The sequence below is a fragment of the Pelorhabdus sp. sgz311001 genome (assembly GCF_055901755.1).
This window is the reverse complement of the sequence record NZ_JBVXUT010000001.1, coordinates 230,080-243,658: the sequence shown is the minus strand read 5'-3', so window position 1 is coordinate 243,658 and position 13,579 is coordinate 230,080. Positions and strand designations below refer to the sequence as shown.

The 13,579-nt window shown below is 40.3% G+C and carries 15 protein-coding genes; 8 read left to right on the top strand and 7 right to left on the bottom strand.

Annotated elements, in window-relative coordinates; all coding sequences use genetic code 11:
• Nucleotides 1-16: 16 nt before the first annotated feature.
• Nucleotides 17-319: a hypothetical protein gene (locus AC0MXB_RS01305; protein WP_474037668.1), complete on the bottom strand. Its 303-nt coding sequence runs from the start codon at nucleotides 317-319 to the stop codon at nucleotides 17-19.
• Between the two features lie 168 nt (nucleotides 320-487).
• Here AC0MXB_RS01305 and AC0MXB_RS01300 point away from each other — a divergent pair, with 168 nt between their 5' ends.
• Entirely contained in the window at nucleotides 488-1,375 is an 888-nt protein-coding gene (locus AC0MXB_RS01300; RefSeq protein ID WP_474037667.1) for a LysR family transcriptional regulator, read from the top strand.
• Between the two features lie 69 nt (nucleotides 1,376-1,444).
• Here the strand turns inward: AC0MXB_RS01300 and AC0MXB_RS01295 are convergent, their stop codons facing one another.
• Both AC0MXB_RS01295 and AC0MXB_RS01290 read right to left on the bottom strand, forming a co-directional pair.
• Nucleotides 1,445-2,509: an alpha/beta hydrolase gene (locus tag AC0MXB_RS01295; RefSeq protein ID WP_474037665.1), complete on the bottom strand. Its 1,065-nt coding sequence runs from the start codon at nucleotides 2,507-2,509 to the stop codon at nucleotides 1,445-1,447.
• Between the two features lie 169 nt (nucleotides 2,510-2,678).
• Nucleotides 2,679-3,278 (bottom strand): manganese efflux pump, encoded by a 600-nt coding sequence (locus AC0MXB_RS01290; RefSeq protein WP_474037664.1) that lies wholly within the window; start codon nucleotides 3,276-3,278, stop codon nucleotides 2,679-2,681.
• A gap of 185 nt (nucleotides 3,279-3,463) precedes the next feature.
• Between AC0MXB_RS01290 and AC0MXB_RS01285 the strand changes: the two genes are divergently transcribed.
• Genes AC0MXB_RS01285 through AC0MXB_RS01275 form a run of 3 tightly spaced genes read left to right on the top strand, consistent with a single transcriptional unit; the run spans nucleotide 3,464 to nucleotide 6,513 of the window.
• On the top strand, nucleotides 3,464-4,753 hold the full coding sequence (locus AC0MXB_RS01285; RefSeq protein ID WP_474037662.1) for a magnesium transporter: 1,290 nt from the start codon (nucleotides 3,464-3,466) through the stop codon (nucleotides 4,751-4,753).
• Nucleotides 4,750-6,006 (top strand): NRAMP family divalent metal transporter, encoded by a 1,257-nt coding sequence (locus tag AC0MXB_RS01280; RefSeq protein ID WP_474037661.1) that lies wholly within the window; start codon nucleotides 4,750-4,752, stop codon nucleotides 6,004-6,006. Before AC0MXB_RS01285 ends, AC0MXB_RS01280 begins: the two co-directional genes overlap by 4 nt.
• Before the next feature lie 30 nt (nucleotides 6,007-6,036).
• Nucleotides 6,037-6,513 (top strand): hypothetical protein, encoded by a 477-nt coding sequence (locus AC0MXB_RS01275; protein ID WP_474037660.1) that lies wholly within the window; start codon nucleotides 6,037-6,039, stop codon nucleotides 6,511-6,513.
• Between the two features lie 71 nt (nucleotides 6,514-6,584).
• Here the strand turns inward: AC0MXB_RS01275 and AC0MXB_RS01270 are convergent, their stop codons facing one another.
• On the bottom strand, nucleotides 6,585-6,998 hold the full coding sequence (locus AC0MXB_RS01270) for an Lrp/AsnC family transcriptional regulator (protein WP_474037659.1): 414 nt from the start codon (nucleotides 6,996-6,998) through the stop codon (nucleotides 6,585-6,587).
• A gap of 138 nt (nucleotides 6,999-7,136) precedes the next feature.
• Between AC0MXB_RS01270 and AC0MXB_RS01265 the strand changes: the two genes are divergently transcribed.
• Nucleotides 7,137-7,682: a cysteine hydrolase family protein gene (locus tag AC0MXB_RS01265; protein ID WP_474037658.1), complete on the top strand. Its 546-nt coding sequence runs from the start codon at nucleotides 7,137-7,139 to the stop codon at nucleotides 7,680-7,682.
• Nucleotides 7,683-7,984: 302 nt separating this feature from the next.
• Here the strand turns inward: AC0MXB_RS01265 and AC0MXB_RS01260 are convergent, their stop codons facing one another.
• Both AC0MXB_RS01260 and AC0MXB_RS01255 read right to left on the bottom strand, forming a co-directional pair.
• Complete coding sequence (locus AC0MXB_RS01260) at nucleotides 7,985-8,701, bottom strand: DUF4145 domain-containing protein (RefSeq protein WP_474037656.1); 717 nt, start codon at nucleotides 8,699-8,701, stop codon at nucleotides 7,985-7,987.
• 1,000 nt (nucleotides 8,702-9,701) lie between these two features.
• Nucleotides 9,702-9,869 carry a helix-turn-helix domain-containing protein gene (locus AC0MXB_RS01255; RefSeq protein WP_474037655.1) on the bottom strand — a complete coding sequence of 56 codons (168 nt, stop codon included), beginning with the start codon at nucleotides 9,867-9,869 and terminating at the stop codon, nucleotides 9,702-9,704.
• A gap of 143 nt (nucleotides 9,870-10,012) precedes the next feature.
• On the opposite strand from AC0MXB_RS01255, the gene AC0MXB_RS01250 reads away from it, so the two are divergent.
• From AC0MXB_RS01250 to AC0MXB_RS01240, 3 genes are all read left to right on the top strand, one after another.
• Nucleotides 10,013-10,366, top strand: a complete 354-nt coding sequence (locus tag AC0MXB_RS01250; protein WP_474037653.1) for a helix-turn-helix domain-containing protein — start codon at nucleotides 10,013-10,015, stop codon at nucleotides 10,364-10,366.
• A 179-nt stretch (nucleotides 10,367-10,545) separates the two neighbouring features.
• Entirely contained in the window at nucleotides 10,546-11,487 is a 942-nt protein-coding gene (locus AC0MXB_RS01245; protein ID WP_474037652.1) for a hypothetical protein, read from the top strand.
• Between the two features lie 37 nt (nucleotides 11,488-11,524).
• Nucleotides 11,525-11,800, top strand: coding sequence for a hypothetical protein (locus AC0MXB_RS01240; RefSeq protein ID WP_474037651.1), 276 nt, complete (start codon nucleotides 11,525-11,527; stop codon nucleotides 11,798-11,800).
• A gap of 293 nt (nucleotides 11,801-12,093) precedes the next feature.
• Here AC0MXB_RS01240 and AC0MXB_RS01235 read toward each other — a convergent pair whose 3' ends face one another.
• Nucleotides 12,094-13,578, bottom strand: coding sequence for a glutamate synthase subunit beta (locus AC0MXB_RS01235; RefSeq protein ID WP_474037649.1), 1,485 nt, complete (start codon nucleotides 13,576-13,578; stop codon nucleotides 12,094-12,096).
• Between the last annotated feature and the right edge of the window lies 1 nt (nucleotide 13,579).

Below are 13,579 nucleotides of genomic sequence, written 5' to 3'. Positions count from 1 at the left end.
TGGAGTTAACTTCAAATCAAATACTTTTTTCCGCTTTCAAGCTCTTTTCTTCACTTTTTTCATTTCCTACAAAAAAAGTCCCCAAAACCATCAACATTGCTCTTTTGCGATTCATACCAGAAAATAATAGGGGCATTGTCGGCCCGGCGATTGCTACGCCTAATGCAAATAAGCTTATAAGCAAACCAGCTTCCACAATATCGACACGAAATTGCTCAGCAATGAACGGTAATATACCAATGAACCCCATTTCTGTATTTAAGATGCCAAATACACCAACTGCCAAAATATAAACTAACAAATTATTTTTCTTTGACATAACGCTTCCCACTCCATAAACTAGTTATAATAAAATGATCAATTTGTTTTTATGGCTTTATTATAAAATCTTTTCAATACAATAAAAAATACCTATATCAAATAAGAAATCATGCTTTAAAAGCATTAATTCAGCAATGCTACTTTATAGATAAGGCAGGTGTTTACCTTGGAATTTAGAGTTTTATCCTACTTCTTAGCTGTAGCTAAAGAAGAAAACATCTCTAAAGCTGCTGAAAACCTTCATATCACCCAGCCAACCCTTTCACGCCAGATTTCTGAACTTGAAGAAAAGCTTGGTGTACAACTATTTAACCGTGGTAAACGCAAAACTACTTTAACCGAAGCAGGCTTTCTCTTACGAAAACGAGCGGAAGAAATCACCGCTCTTACAGAAAAGACTCTGCTCGAATTGAACCAGACAACAGAAGCCGCCAACGGTGATGTCTACATTGGCTGCGCTGAAACAAACGCGATGCGGCGTCTGGCCAAAACTGCCAAAAAAATTCAAAACACTCACCCTCATATATGCTATCATTTGTTCAGTGCTAAAGCAGATGACGTAACAGAGAGGTTAGATAAGGGCTTGCTTGATTTTGGCCTTCTCATTGAGCCTAATAATATCCGCAAATATCATTCTCTCAAGCTCCCAGATACTGACTTTTGGGGCCTACTAATGCGCAAAGACGCACCATTAAGTCATAAAACACAAATTGCGCCACAAGATCTGTGGAATCTACCGTTATTAGTTTCTCAGCAAGCTCTATCTACTCACGAGCTGTATCACTGGCTGCAAAAAGAGCAAGAAGAACTTAACATTATCACGACTTACAATTTAATTTTTAACGCATCGCTTATGGTAGAAGCAGGCCTAGGCTATGCCCTTTGTTTGGATAAATTAGTCTACACTGGAACGGATAGTTCCCTCTGTTTTCGGCCATTACAACCACAGCTCCCAGCTCAGGTTTTTCTGATTTGGAAAAAACAGCAGCTATTCTCCAAAGCAGCCCTGCTATTTCTCGATGAACTGCAAAAAATGGCTGACAGCAACGACTAACCCCTTCTGACTGCCATAAAAAAGCCGTGGCTAAACTTAAAATGCAGTTAGCCACAGCCCGCTTTGTTACTATTTTTTTAGATATTTCGAAAAGAACGCATTGAGTTTATCAAAAGGAATCAGATCAACACGATCATACAGGTCAACATGACCCGCGCCTGGAACAATATAGAGTTCTTTCGGCTCAGCGGCTAATGTATAGGCCTTTTCACTGAATTCTCGGGAATGAGCTTCCGACCCAGTAATAAATAACAGCGGCCGCGGCGAAATTGTTTCAATATCATTGAAGGGATAAAAGTTCATAAATTTTACATTACTCGTCATAGTTGGATGTGTTGTAGTTTCTGTCGATGCCCCCGCTGGAGTAAACTCGCCGCGCGGTGTGCGGTAGAAGTCAAAAAATTCTCGCTGAATGGGATGTGTATCTGCCTTAAGTTCATTCACAGTCCCGCCCGTATATTTCCTCGCGCCGCCTTGAAACTCGGTGTAGCGTTGTTCAGCCGCCTCATTGATAATCGCTTTTCTTTGTTCGAGTGTTTGTGAGTGCCGAAGTCCATCACGATTCGCTGCCCCCATATCATACATGCTGACTGTGGCAATCGCTTTTAAGCGCGGATCAATCTTGGCCTCACTGATAACAAAACTCCCGCTACCACAAATACCGATAACGCCAATGTTTTCTCGATCAACAAAAGTCCTTGTCCCAAGAAAATCTGCCGCTGCACTAAAATCTTCCGCATAAATCTCTGGAGAAACACTATTGCGCGGTTCCCCTTCACTTTCGCCCCAGAAGGACAAATCCAGCGATAAAGTGACGAAACCTTTTTCTGCCATTTTAGTGGCATACAAATTCGCACTCTGCTCTTTTACAGCCCCCATGGGATGCCCTACGATAATAGCAGGATTCTTCGCACTCTGATTCATCGCCTTAGGAGTAAAGAGATTTCCCACAACCTTCATATTATATTGGTTGTTAAATTCTACCCGCTGAACAATTACCTCATCGCTTTTATAAAAATTATCAGCCCCATGCGGCAGATCTGCTGCCGATACATTTCCCATACTTGTTGTACATAATGCCGCTCCCAGCACCATCGTCGTGAGCAGCCTGCGACCATGCTTCATAAAAGTCATTATAAAAACCCCTTTCCTCATCTTACTAAGAGTATTTGTTGCATGGATTTATTGTAAAATCATTTTCCCTTAATAACAAATACTTAGTTTCAATGACTTATAATGCTTATAAAGCATGGAATATTACAGTCACAAAAATGCAAGTCACTTATTTTCTGATCCTTTCTTACTAAAAAAACAGTTCATAGCAGCCAATAAACACGAGCAGTAAAGCTCCTAATACTCCGGCCTTGTCGCCAAGTCGCGTCGATGCAAAATGTTTTCCTAAAGCAACGCCACCTGTCATCATACATAGGCTGAAGCAAAAAACAAGACCTGTCGTAAGCAACAACGGCATCGCCATCATACCGGCGCCAATACCGCTGGAAATATTATTAAGCATTAAGGCCAGGCCGAGTAGCGTGGCCTCTTTTAAATTAATCGATTTAGAATGATCGATGTCAGCGCGAAAGGGTTCCTTTAAAAATAGCGATAGCCGAGAAAACCGAAACAAGCCTGAACGGCTTTGGCATCGATCCAGCCAGAAGACCCAGCCTCCCGCTACAATCATCAGCACAGCGCCAATATATTTTGCCATAATCAGCGGCAGAGCTTGCGATATCAAACTGCCTAATGACATGGAAAGAAAAGTTCCTACGCTAGTCAGACAGGCAATCAATAAATTGGATGGCCACAAAAGCTTTACTCCCCGAATTCCATAGGCGATTCCTACTCCTAAATTATCAAGATTTGATGAAATAGCCAGCAGCAAAGCCGAAAAACACTGCATTTTCTCTCCTCCTTCTTACTCTTAGGATAATCTATTAAAAAAGATCGCAGAGAGTGTTAAAATATTTTTCGTGGCTTTTATGGCGCAGGTCCTTTAATATAATAGTATACAGTAAGATAATCTTTGCCCTATAGGCAATTTATGTGTACAATACTAAGGGACGCTAGGACAAAAGGAGGATGGCCATGGCACAAGTAACGCTTCTGCGCGACGCTTTTTTCAGCCAAATTATCGGCACAACCATTTATGATGTAAACAAGAAACAGATAGGAAAAGTGCTTGATCTCGTAGTAAGTTGGAATGGGGCTGCCCCGATTGTCACGTGTGTAAAATTTACCAAGGGCTTACAAAAACATTTGGAAGTCTCTCAGATTGACAAATGGGATGACCAAGGGTTTGTGTTAAACGTAACAGCCGAAGAAATGATTACCCGTCCAATTCTCGACCAAGAGATTTTCGTTGGCAAATGGCTCTTAGATAAGCAAATTATTGATTTAAGCGGCGCTAAACTTGTACGCGTCAACGATATTCAGCTGTCCTGGGTTCGTCATGACGATCACAAAGAATTTGTTCTTATTTCGATTGATATTGGCCTACGCGGCTTATTCCGTCGCCTTGGTCTAGAATTTTTATTAAAAAACCGGCCAAATCATTTCGTAAGCTGGCAGCATATCACGCCGCTTGAAAACAGATTGGCCAATTTGCATCTGCGTGAGTCCTTTGAAGAACTTGCTACGATTCATCCTGCCGATATTGCCGAAATTATTGAAGATCTGGATCATCATGAACAGCTTGATTTTGTCCGTAAATTAGGCAGTGAGCAGGCCGCCGATGTCCTCACTGAGGTCGATCTGGCTACGCAGGTAGACATTATCGAAAGCCTTGATGTCCACCGCGCTTCCGATATTCTAGAAGAAATGCCTGCTGATGAAGCAGCCGATATTTTAGGAGAACTTCCTGCAGAAAAATCCGATGAAATTTTAAAGCTTATGGAACCAGAAGATGCCGAAGATGTAAGGGATCTCATGGAATATCCAGATGAAGCGGCCGGTTCCTTGATGACTACAGAATTCCCAGCATTCTCGCCTGAACTAACAGCCTCAGAGGCAATTTGCCAACTGCGCGAAATCGGTCGCGAAGCAGAAACGATTACCTATCTCTATATGGTTGATAAGAGTCAGCATCTGCTTGGCGTCTTATCGCTTAGAGAATTAATCATCGCCGCCCCCAACGATAAATTAGGTGATGTCATGCACGTAAAGGTTCGTTCCGTAATGGATCTCGATAATCCACGCAAAGCCCTGGATATCGTAATGAAATACGGCGTTGTTTCCGTGCCTGTAATCAATAAAGAACAACAGCTTGTCGGCATCATTACCGTCGATGACCTCCTCTATACGTTTATTCCCGATCGCAGTAATTTGCGCACCTTTTCAAACTTTATGTTGGCCTCGCGCAAGGAGTGGATGAAATGAATTTGATAAAAAATAATAAAGTGTTTCGCAGCCTTTTTCTCTTCCTTGCCGTAGTCGGTCCAGGTATTATTACAGCCAATGTAGATAATGATGCTGGCGGTATTACGACTTATTCCGTAGCTGGCGCCGCTTTTGGCTATAAACTATTATGGATTTTCATCCCTATGACAATCGCTCTCGTTGTCGTTCAAGAAATGAGCGCGCGCATGGGAGCTGTAACCCGCAAAGGACTCGCCGATTTAATCAGAGAAAACTACGGCGTAAAAATCACCTTGTTTGTCATGCTGGGACTGCTCCTAGCCGATCTTGGCAATACAGTCTCCGAATTTGCCGGTATCGCAGCAAGTACAGAAATTTTCGGTATTAGTAAATATATTGCAGTTCCGATTAGTGCTTTTCTCATTTGGTGGACGGTTGTTCGCGGCTCCTACAAAGTAGTAGAACGAATTTTCTTGGTAGCTTCGGCACTCTATTTGACTTATGTAGCTTCTGGGTTTATGGCCGGTCCTGACTGGGGTATCGTTGGTCACGAACTCATAACGCCGCATTTCGAATTTGAAAATGAATATTTAGCCATGATTATCGGCCTTATCGGCACAACCATTGCCCCTTGGATGCAATTCTACATTCAATCAGCTGTCGTAGAAAAAGGGATTACCGCTGAGGAATACCGCTACTCACGTCTTGATGTTATTGTGGGCTGCTTTATGACTGATTTTATCGCTTTGTTTATCGTCGTTGCCTGCGCCGCCACCATGTTTACGAATCATATTTCGATCGAAACAGCGCAAGACGCTGCCGTCGCCTTAGAACCATTAGCTGGAAAATGGGCCTCAGCCCTCTTCGCCTTCGGCCTCTTAAATGCTTCTATTTTTTCTGCTTCGATCTTACCCCTAGCCACAGCCTATTACATCTGCGAAGCCTTTGGCCTAGAGGCTGGGATCGATAAAAGTTGGAAAGAAGCACCTGTCTTTTACTGGCTTTATACTTTTCTTATTGTCATCGGCGCTGCGATCATTCTGCTACCTAACGCACCGCTTATTCAAATCATGCTCTGGTCTCAGGTGATTAACGGCATGCTGCTGCCCTTCGTTCTCTTTTTCATGCTTCGCTTAATTAATAACCGTGATCTCATGGGCGACCATGTAAATTCCCGCTGGTATAACGGCATTGCCTGGCTAACTACCGTCATTATGATTGGATTGACTTTAGCGCTTGTAACGACTTCCTTATTTCCGGATTTACTCGCTTAAGAAAAATTCGGCAGAAATGGAGTGGGAAAAATGCATCAATTCCAAGTAGTGTCACTCACTGAAATCGCGCCTAATGTACTTGCGTCATTTACTGATAACGGATTCATTTTCTGTCCTCAGCCAGAGCAGCTTGAAACAAGACCCGATCTGCTGCTGCTGCCGGCTTCGCCAGAATGGACGAAAGAAACTACGGCGATCTCCCGCTTACAAGAACTGCTCCCCAAAGTCATTCTGTTTATAGGTCACTGGCAGTGCCCTCCAGAGCTTCAAGCGTCATACGATTTACACCATGTCATCTGTCCGGCCCTTACCGTAACGATTGCGACTACTCTAGAAGGAAGCTTTGCAGAGCTTGACTGGGATGCTTATGGCCGCCTTGGCCCCTTAACGGAAAGAGCATGCCTCGATGCTCTAGCTCACAGTGTCTATACGTTCCTGTTAGAAGCGGTGATTTCAGAAACAGCTGAATGGTGCGGCCATATGTCTTCGGCCCTGCGACCTTGGTAAAAGCAGAATAATTCAAATGAAAAAACTGGGTTATGTTGCACCCAGTTTTTTATTTAATCTTGGGTATCTTGTTATTTGATCTTCTTAATGGAAAGATTAATACGATAATTCCCATAAGGCAGCAAAGAATCTAAAAGGCGATCTAGCTCTTCCGCCGATTGCGTCTCAACCCGTAGCATATAGCAACCTTCGCCACTAATGCGGCAGGCTTCGGTGACAAATTCCTGCTCTTGTAAAAAGCTTTGAAAGAGACCATGCTCCGTTGTTTTCATAAAGACAGTAATATAGGCTAAGAGCGATTTCCCTAAAAGTTTCTCGTCAAGTAAAATGGAATAACCTTTAATCACTCCCAGTTTTTCCATTCTAGCAACACGGTTAGAAACGGCTTGGCCCGTAAGATGAACCAAGTCGCCAATATCACGATATTGCATCCGACTGTTTTCTTTTAATAAGTTTAGGATTTGCAAATCCGTATGACCAAGCATTTTATATTGATTCCTTTCTTGCCGAAAGTAAAATGAGCTATTTTATTGTGCGGCGCAACTTTGCTTATCGCTATAATTATAACAAAGATCTCTTTCAATAAAACAATTCCATTTTGATAAACAGAAAGGATGAGTGTCATGAACAGAGCCTTGCTCGTAATTGATGTACAAAATGAATATTTTACTGGAGCTCTGCCGATAAGTTATCCCGAAAACAGTTTTGATCAGATCCTGAAAGCAATTGATACAGCCAATGAAAAAAACATTCCTGTCATTTTAATTCGCCACGGATCTCCCCAAGCGGATGCTACGGCTTTTGTAAAAAACAGCTTTAATTGGGAAATTCATTCAGCTGTTTTAGAGCGAAAATACACGCAGATTTTTGATAAAACTTTGCCTGGCAGCTTTACGGGCACCGATCTGGAAGCATTCCTGCGCGAGCAAAACATTGATACAGTTACCATTTCTGGCTATATGACGCAAATGTGCTGTGATACGACAGCTAGACAGGCATTACATCTTGGTTTTGCCGTAGAATTCCTCTCAGATGCAACAGGCACTTTGGCTATTAAAAATACAGCAGGGCAGGTTACGGCGGAAGAACTTCACAGGGCCATTCTTGTAACCCAAGCCATGCGCTTTTCCCAAGTGCTTTCCACCCAGGAATGGAGCAATAAGCTATAGTCATTCAGCGCAGCTTATACCTAACAGCATAAACTAAATCCTCATAACCAAAAAGGTTGGCTTAAACCAGGAAGAAAAAACCTAGTTAGCCAACCTTTTTATTTAAATTCTTCTATTTATAAAGGTTCCAGCTAAATTTTGTAAACGATAATTGAGTACCCTCATTTCATCTATATTTTTAACTTATTTGTTACTAACGTGATTCTAATAAATCAATTCTTAAATCGCCACAACAAAATACTTCATTCGTTATAGTATGTATTATCAGTAAACATACTTTGCTAAAAAACTTAAACCAATGATCACTTTTTCGTTCTTTTCTTTTTTAGCTCATCAGCTTTTTCTGGAATTTCATATAAGCCTTCAAGCAAATGCTCAATGATTTCTAGTGCTAAATGTAGTGTCTCCTTTTTGGGAACTTGTAATTCGTGAATTGCTTCATTTCCCATAAAACGATATTCATTTAAAATATCAGTATTGGTTTGAGTCAGAAGTCCTTTTTCATAAAGCCCTGCAATTTTCCCTTGCAAATTCTTACTCCTAATAACTTTAACTCCATTGCCTTTTTCCACTTCAATAGGTCCATCCTCTATGCCCTGATCTTCACATATTCCATCAATAATAGCTCTCATGCCTGCAGCACATAAAATGTTTAATTCATTATTATAACTGTCGACCGTTTCATCGTAGATAGCCTTAAGTGGATTGGGCAATTCCACAAAATTCTTTTCGATATGCGCTCGTCTTGGATATAGAAACTCCTCAACAACATCATTTCCTTCAGAAAACCAACTCGTCTGGCGAAAAGTAATTGAGTCACAACCCCGACATTTGATAATTTGATAACGATTTACACCATCAACAGTTATCCCCTCATCTTCTTCTATATACTCAGTAGTTTTAACATCTACTGATTGCATTACATCATGATTAGTTTTTGAATTACATTGTCCGCAAGATACTTTTATTTGAAAACCTTTCGATTCGTTACTTACTATCGTGTCTTCAATTCTATTCATTTCATCCACCTCCAAAAACTTATATTATTCTCAATATGAGCAATAACTTCTTCAAATTATATTAATACTATTTTTCTATATTTAACATAATCCTTTAATTTTTTCTTCATTATGGCAAATAATAATAAATTAGATCAAATCTTATTTTCAAGATCCGGCCCTTTTGAACAGTCACAAGAAAACTTTCTTTAGAATCTTATCTTAATTTTAAAAAAAGTCAGCAGTTCTATAAAAAAATTCCAAATTAAATAAAAAGCACCCTACCCCAGCCGCAGCCAGGATAAGGGCGCTCACACTCACTAACGTTTTATTAAAACCCATTAATATCAGCTATTTTATACTTCTTTTACACCTTCTGTCATCTCAGGCCAATAGGTAATATCCTCATTCTGTCGAATTATCACCATATAAAGAGGTGATAATAATGCTAAATATGGAATTAACGTCTTTTGATTATCAGATATTGGAGCTTATTCGCAAACGCGAGCCAATGTCAAAGTCTGAAATACAAAATCATTTCAAATCAAATGTTGATACTATTGAATACAGACTAAATACTTTATCTAAATCAGAATACTTGGGTCCTAAATTGATAAAACCCAGCTATATTGTAGAATTGATTGATAAACAACAAGATAATTTGGTGGAGTAACTTTTATAAAAAAAGAAATCTACCATTTATCTTCCTTTGGAAAAAAAACGCTTCAGGACTATAGGATGGAAAAACAATTACTTCGTCGCCGTAAATATGAAGAAACACTCTGGCGCGTAATTCCAATACTTATCTCTTTATTTGCTTTAGCGAAATCATATCATTGGCTTTGATTTATCACTACAAGAACTAATGCAATAATAGCCATTACTAATGGAAGCCATTCTGGTATCGAAAATATATGAGACTGTGAAATCTCTGATTTGCTGAAACATTTTCACCCTTCCACCCCCTTTCATCCCGTTTTACAAAGCTCTGAATCTGTGTCATCTAATAGATCATGGACCGTTACCCCAAGAGCAATTGCGATTTTGTGTATGGTATCAAGTGCGTTAGATCCATTTTTTCTATTTTGCTAATTAAAGAACGATCAACGTCTACTTTTGCGACTAATTCTGATTGAGTTAATTTCAATTTCTTTCTTGTGAATTTAATTCCACCTCCTAGGTTCTTCATTTTCATACCGTCTATGTCATTATTTCAGTTCCTAAAATTCATATTATTAATGCATTCATTTTCTTATTTTCACACTTTATTTTTCTAACATATTTTGTTATTCTAAGATTGTGAAATTAATTCACATTAATAGATATAGAGGAATGAAAAATGAATACTGGTTTAAGATTAAAAAAGATCCGCGAAAAAAAAGCTATTCAGGCAAAGCTCTAGCTGAAATAGTCGGGGTTGTCCCCTCTCAGATATCTAAAATCGAAAACGGAGTTACAAACCCATCAATTGATTTACTAGAACGTATTTGTTTTACATTAGGAGTTACAATGGCTGAATTTTTCACAGAAGATCCCCTTGATAAGCCAGCAAGCGATGACATTTCTTCTTCAGACCTTGCCCGAAAAATAAAAAATCTCGCACCTGATAAGCGCGAGATAGTTGAAACAGTTATTAAAGTTGATGAAGCCTTAAAGGATGAACAATCCGCCGCTGAGGGAAAGTAATTAGGATTTTTACCTAGGGATGTTAGAATCGCTTTAAAACTCAAAAGAACGACGAGACGCTGATACCATTTTGGTATTATTTTTTCTCCCTACCGATCTCATATATACTACAATCGGTAAGGAGAAAAATTACGCCATTTTTTAATTGTTTGTTATTACTTAAGGGGAGAGCGATACAATTGAGAATTAGCGAAATACGCAACATTATACTTGAAAACATTGATCATTTAGCAATTCAAAAATCCTTATCTAACGGTGGCAATACTTGTACAATATCTAGTATTCCCATTGTAGTTAATGCTTTAGAAAATTTATCTAAGCTTACCTTCTTAGCTGGGACTATAAATAAGCTCCGTTCTCACTCAAACATTTACACTTCCAGAAGCAATTCTATCACTTTAGCTACTCACGAGTTTGATCCTTTTGAAAAAACTCTTATTGAACTTCGTGATCAATGCTCTGTGATAGTTTCAATGTCTGATATGATAATTCCCCGACCATCTGAAAACTCTATTTCAATAAAATTATCAGACAATGCCGATATAATTGACGTTCAGAAACTAGTCAACAATTTAAAAGAAGCTTTTTCTCCTATTTCCAATTTAACAAACATAGAAGGAAGTGTTCAATTTTCCGGTTTTGAAGCCGGAACAAGTTGGCTTAATTTTGACATTACTAACTTATCCTATGTTCCGGTCGTACATTATATAGTAAAAATGGCTTATACTCTTACTAATGATTTTCTGCATTTAAAATTAATGCAACAAAGATACCGTGCGGCAAAATTACAAAATGATGCAACTGAAACCGCTAATAGCGTACTATCCTCTATGGCAAAAGATCTTGTTAGAAGACAAGAGGACCCTAATTTACAACTTACTAATGAGGAAATAGGCTTTACAATATTATCAATTCAAAATCTTGCTCAAGTAATGATTGATGGGAATAAGGTTGTGGCATCTTTAACAGCTCCTTCCAAAATCCAAGAAGCATTTAAGCAATCTGCTAAACAAATATCATCTCAACAAGAAGAATTAAAATTACTTTCTCAGTCTACTACCACAGAAGAAGCATCTGCTTCTTCTGAACCAGATGCTTCCTCATCTCCTACAGACCAATAAAAGTTTTTACATATTATAATAGAGGGAGGAAAAACATATGGCTTTTTCTATGGAAGATATGCAGTATCAATATGATCCCATTCATTCTTGGGACAACCCCCGAAAAATTGGCCACCCAGATAGCGATCTGTTAAGTAGAACAGAAAAGTATGAAGTCCATTATTTTATCGTTTCTTTTTTAGAAGAGATAAAAGTACCTCTAACTAAAAAAAGCGGTCTAGCAATCGAAACATTAATTAAGACCGAAATGCCTGTCGAAATCCGTACCCGCACTGAAGCAAAAAAATGGTTAAAAAAAGAACTAAATATATAATAACAAATAAGCCAGCACCACTCAGAAACTTGACCATTAAATGGGGGAATCTAAATGAGTGTCGTTCATACTATTTGTCATGTAGAGCAATTTGATAGGGAAGTATAGGCATAATCTTGGATTATCTGCATAAGCGCAGTCCAAGAAAACGTCCGCACTCCCCTATCTAATACGTTACTAGTTTGTTACTAACAATTCATATTTCAGGCTATTTTAGGTTTTCTTATACATAAACAAACCCGCGAAAAATCTACATTTCGCGGGTTTATTATTTTAAAATTATTAACAAAATATTAGCTGAGCTGAGTTTTCCCCATCAAATAACGGTCACATTCGCGAGCAGCGCTGCGTCCCTCTTGAATGGCCCAAACCACAAGGCTCTGACCGCGCCGCATATCGCCAGCGGCAAAAACACCAGGTACACTCGTAGCAAAGGAACCAAATTCCGCTTTTACTAGAGAGCGTTGATCCCGTTTGACTTTTAATTGTTCGAGCAGCCCCTGCTCTGGTCCGGTAAAGCCCATGGCAAGTAAGACAAGCTGAGCTGGCCAAATCTTTTCTGTGCCAGGAATCTCGCTAAAACCAAACTGCCCTTGCTCATTTTTTCGCCATTCCACTTTCACGGTATGAACTTCCTTTACGCGCCCGGCTTTGTCGCCGACAAATTTCTTTGTTGTAACACAATAGTTACGAGGATCAGCACCAAACCGTGCTGCCGCCTCTTCCTGACCATAATCAATTTTGTGAACGCGAGGAAATTGCGGCCAAGGATTTTCACTGCCGCGTGTTAATGGCAGCTGCGGCATAATTTCCAGCTGACTCACAGTCCGACAACCATGACGGACAACAGTTCCCACACAATCGGTACCGGTATCACCACCACCAATAACGAGTACATCGGCTCCGGCAGCGCTTACATAAGAGCCGTCCTGCAATTTAGAGTCCAATAGACTTTTTGTATTTGCTTTCAAAAAATCAACAGCGAAATAAATTCCTGCTAAATTGCGACCGGGAACAGGAAGGTCACGCGGCACCGTAGAACCGCCGCAAAGAACGACAGCATCAAACTCTTTTAAAAGCTTTTCGGCCTCATAATCTTTGCCAACTTCGGTATTCGTAATAAACTGAATTCCTTCTTCCTCCAGCAAGGTAACACGCCGATTTACAACGTCCTTATCAAGCTTCATATTGGGAATTCCGTAAACGAGAAGACCGCCAGGCCGATCAGCCCGTTCAAATACCGTCACAAGATGACCTGCTTTATTAAGCTGAGCAGCACAGGCAAGACCGGCTGGACCAGAACCGACTACAGCAACTTTCTTACCAGTGCGACTTGTCGGCAGCTCGGGCACAAGCCACTGATTTTCAAAAGCTCGATCAATAATTTCTTTCTCAATATTACGAATCGTAACAGGCTTGGCCGCCAGCCCGGCCGTACAGGCTCCCTCACAGGGAGCGGGGCAGACTCGGCCAGTAAATTCAGGAAAATTATTAGTTTTTAAAAGACGACTTAAAGCTTCCTGCCATAGACCAGCGTAGACAAGATCATTCCATTCTGGCATAAGGTTATGAAGCGGACAACCGGAAACCATGCCGCCAATCATCATGCCTGTATGGCAAAAGGGTGTTCCGCACTCCATGCAGCGACTGGCCTGAACTTGCAGTTCCTCGCCTTGCATCGCCAGATGAAATTCCCGCCAATCACGGATTCTTTCCTGCGGCTGTCGATCTGCCGGCAGACAAGCGCTATATTCCATAAAGCCTGTAGGCTTTCCCATC

What these genes read in the sequence shown, in the direction of transcription:
- AC0MXB_RS01305 (WP_474037668.1), bottom strand. Translation starts at nt 319, where the DNA reads ATGTCAAAGAAAAATAATTTGTTAGTTTATATTTTGGCAGTTGGTGTA.
- AC0MXB_RS01295 (WP_474037665.1), bottom strand. Translation starts at nt 2,509, where the DNA reads ATGACTTTTATGAAGCATGGTCGCAGGCTGCTCACGACGATGGTGCTG.
- AC0MXB_RS01290 (WP_474037664.1), bottom strand. Translation starts at nt 3,278, where the DNA reads ATGCAGTGTTTTTCGGCTTTGCTGCTGGCTATTTCATCAAATCTTGAT.
- AC0MXB_RS01285 (WP_474037662.1), top strand. Translation starts at nt 3,464, where the DNA reads ATGGCACAAGTAACGCTTCTGCGCGACGCTTTTTTCAGCCAAATTATC.
- AC0MXB_RS01280 (WP_474037661.1), top strand. Translation starts at nt 4,750, where the DNA reads ATGAATTTGATAAAAAATAATAAAGTGTTTCGCAGCCTTTTTCTCTTC.
- AC0MXB_RS01275 (WP_474037660.1), top strand. Translation starts at nt 6,037, where the DNA reads ATGCATCAATTCCAAGTAGTGTCACTCACTGAAATCGCGCCTAATGTA.
- AC0MXB_RS01270 (WP_474037659.1), bottom strand. Translation starts at nt 6,998, where the DNA reads ATGCTTGGTCATACGGATTTGCAAATCCTAAACTTATTAAAAGAAAAC.
- AC0MXB_RS01265 (WP_474037658.1), top strand. Translation starts at nt 7,137, where the DNA reads ATGAACAGAGCCTTGCTCGTAATTGATGTACAAAATGAATATTTTACT.
- AC0MXB_RS01260 (WP_474037656.1), bottom strand. Translation starts at nt 8,701, where the DNA reads ATGAATAGAATTGAAGACACGATAGTAAGTAACGAATCGAAAGGTTTT.
- AC0MXB_RS01255 (WP_474037655.1), bottom strand. Translation starts at nt 9,869, where the DNA reads ATGAAGAACCTAGGAGGTGGAATTAAATTCACAAGAAAGAAATTGAAA.
- AC0MXB_RS01250 (WP_474037653.1), top strand. Translation starts at nt 10,013, where the DNA reads ATGAAAAATGAATACTGGTTTAAGATTAAAAAAGATCCGCGAAAAAAA.
- AC0MXB_RS01240 (WP_474037651.1), top strand. Translation starts at nt 11,525, where the DNA reads ATGGCTTTTTCTATGGAAGATATGCAGTATCAATATGATCCCATTCAT.
- AC0MXB_RS01235 (WP_474037649.1), bottom strand. Translation starts at nt 13,578, where the DNA reads ATGGGAAAGCCTACAGGCTTTATGGAATATAGCGCTTGTCTGCCGGCA.